We start from the raw sequence: 2,349 nt of genomic DNA, 5'->3' as shown, positions 1-2,349 counted from the left end.
GTGGTGGTCGGCTGAGGCGGTGGGGGCTGGTGCGGTGGTGGTCGGCTGAGGCGGGGGCGGCTGGTGGGCGGTGGTGATCGGCTGACGCGGCGGCGGGCCAACTACCCTGCGTCGTATGGCAGGTGCGTCTCGTCCTCGCCGGAGGGTCGTGTTGGCGGCGGCCGCCGCCGGTGTCGCGGCGGGCTGCACCGGCGGCGGCGAGCGCCCGCGCCCGCGGCGCGCGTCATCGCACAGCGCCGATCCCGACCGCCCGGCGACCTCCGCCCCGGCGGCCCGCCTCCCGCAGGTGCTCGCCGTGCACCCGACCCGTACCGGACTGGCCGTCTCGCGCCGCCTGGCCGAGGCCGTCATCGCGGGACGGGTGCACCGCTGGCGCGAACTCGGCGGCGGCGCCGGCACGCTGCGCGTCGTGCGCGGTCGCGACGCCGTCGCGGCGGTGCGGCGGGACCCGGACGCCCTAGCGGTGATACGGGCCGACGCCCTCGGCCCCGGCGTGGCCGCCGTCCCGGTCGCGGGCGCGGATCCCGTCACCGAGCCGGCCCGCTATCCGCTCACCGCCGCCGCGCCGCGCGGGTCCGCGCCGGGGCCCGTCATCCGCACGCTCTGGACCGGCGACATCATGCTCGGCCGCCGCGTCGGCGCCGCCATGGCAGACGCCCGCGACTGGCAACTACCCTTCTCCCGCACGGCGGAGCGGCTCGCCGCCGCTGACCTCACCGTCGGCAACCTCGAGTGCACCCTGTCCCGGGCGGGCCCGCCCACCCAGGGCGGCGACTCGTTCGCCGCCGACCCGCGCGCCGCGGCCGGCCTGCGCCGCGCGGGCTTCGACGTCCTGACGCTCGCCAACAACCACCTGGGCGACTTCGGAACGGAGGCGCTTCGCCGCACCGTGCGGACGCTGCGGCGGGCGGGCTTCACCACCACCGGCGCGGGCGACGGCCTCGCCGAGGCCCGCCGCCCCGCCATCGCCGAGGTGCGCGGCGTCCGCTTCGGCATCCTCGCCTTCAACGCCATCGGCGAGACGCCCGCCGCCGGGGACGGCCGCCCCGGTGCGTATTCGCTGCGGATGCCGCCGCGTACGGGCCCGCTGGACAGGCCCGGCCTGGACCGGCTGGCGGCGGAGGTGGCGGCGCTGCGCGACGAGGCCGACGTCGTGGTCGTATGCCCGCACTGGGGTGAGCAGTACACGCACCGTCCTGTGCCCGCCCAGCGCACCGTCGGCCGGCGGCTGGCGGAGGCCGGCGCGGATGCCGTCGTCGGCGCGCATCCGCACTGGGTGCAGGGGATGGAGCTGCACCGGGGGCGGCTGATCGCGCATTCGCTGGGCAACTTCGTCTTCGACATGGACTTCGCGCCGCAGACCCGGCAGGGCGTGGTGCTCGAGCTGGTCTTCTGGGGTGCGCGGCTGATGAGCGTACGGCCGATGCCGGTGGTGATCGGCGATGGTCACGTGCCGCGCTTCGCGGCGGGGGACGCGGCCGCCGGAATCCTGGAGCAGGTGTGGTCGACGGGCAGCGGGCCCTTCAGTCGTCGCGGTTGAAGGCGATGTGCAGGTGATCGCGGTGCACCCGGTCGCTGAAGTAGCTGCCGCCGGACAGCTGCCGCGGCCCGCCCACGTTGTACGCGCCCGCCGCCACCGCCCGCCGCAGAAAACCGTCGATCAGCCGGCCCGGGGTGCCCGCGTCGATCACCCGGCGGCCGTTGACGGCCCAGACGTCGAAGGCGCGCATCCGGGTGTGGTCGCTGAGCCGGGTGGTGCCGAAGACGTTGCGCGGGTGGCCGGTGTGGACGATGCTCACGTCGATCTCGTAGTCGTCGGCGAGCGCGAGCAGCACCCGCATCGGATACGGGCGCAGGGTCCCGGCCCGCACATCCGCCGCGGCGGCGGGCGGCAGATGGATGCGATCGTGCGCCAGCACCCGCTGGGCCAGGTCCCCCGGTTCGCGCTTCGCCCGGCCGGGGCGCGCCGGATGGAGCGCGGTCACCTCCCAGCCGCCGGGCCCTTCCTCGAGTCGTACGTCGAATGCCGAACCGCCAGCTTTTATCGTGCCGTTGGGCCGCCGGACCCACTGCCGGTAGGCGACGAGCACGCTGGCGCGGCCGCCCTGCAGGCCGCCGTATTGGGCGGCGATTACGCGGGCGGTGGCTTCTGGCTCGTCTCCGAGGACGGGCGCGGCCTGGGCGGCGAGTCGCGTGGGCGCCTTCATTGCCGCGAGCCGTTCCTGTGCGCCCTGCATCCCGGCCCCGCCTCGTGGCCAGCCCGCGACTGTTTCGACGATCCGTACCGCACGCTCCTTGGCCTGCGGCTCGACTTCGGTACGGACCAGGGGCCAGGGGGTGGCGGACGGG

The 2,349-nt window shown here is 76.1% G+C and carries 2 protein-coding genes; one reads left to right on the top strand and one right to left on the bottom strand.

Annotation, left to right across the window (positions count from 1 at the left end; translation table 11 throughout):
* Positions 1 to 115 precede the first annotated feature (115 nt).
* The gene (locus tag G5C51_RS41570; RefSeq protein WP_165246065.1) at positions 116 to 1,540 is read left to right on the top strand and encodes a CapA family protein; all 1,425 of its coding nucleotides are present in this window, start codon (positions 116 to 118) and stop codon (positions 1,538 to 1,540) included.
* On the opposite strand, the gene G5C51_RS41565 is transcribed toward G5C51_RS41570, so the two are convergent.
* The coding region (locus G5C51_RS41565; protein ID WP_206314882.1) for a hypothetical protein at positions 1,524 to 2,349 on the bottom strand (826 nt) is incomplete at its 5' end. The genes G5C51_RS41570 and G5C51_RS41565 overlap by 17 nt on opposite strands.

It is taken from the genome of Streptomyces coryli (genome assembly GCF_011044975.1).
Classification (GTDB): domain Bacteria; phylum Actinomycetota; class Actinomycetes; order Streptomycetales; family Streptomycetaceae; genus Streptomyces; species Streptomyces coryli.
Note: the sequence above shows the minus strand (reverse complement) of the source record. Positions and strands in the feature narration are given on the sequence as shown.

Bases quoted from the DNA above. Each gene is read 5' to 3' on its own strand.
- G5C51_RS41570 (WP_165246065.1), top strand. From the start codon at position 116: ATGGCAGGTGCGTCTCGTCCTCGCCGGAGGGTCGTGTTGGCGGCGGCC.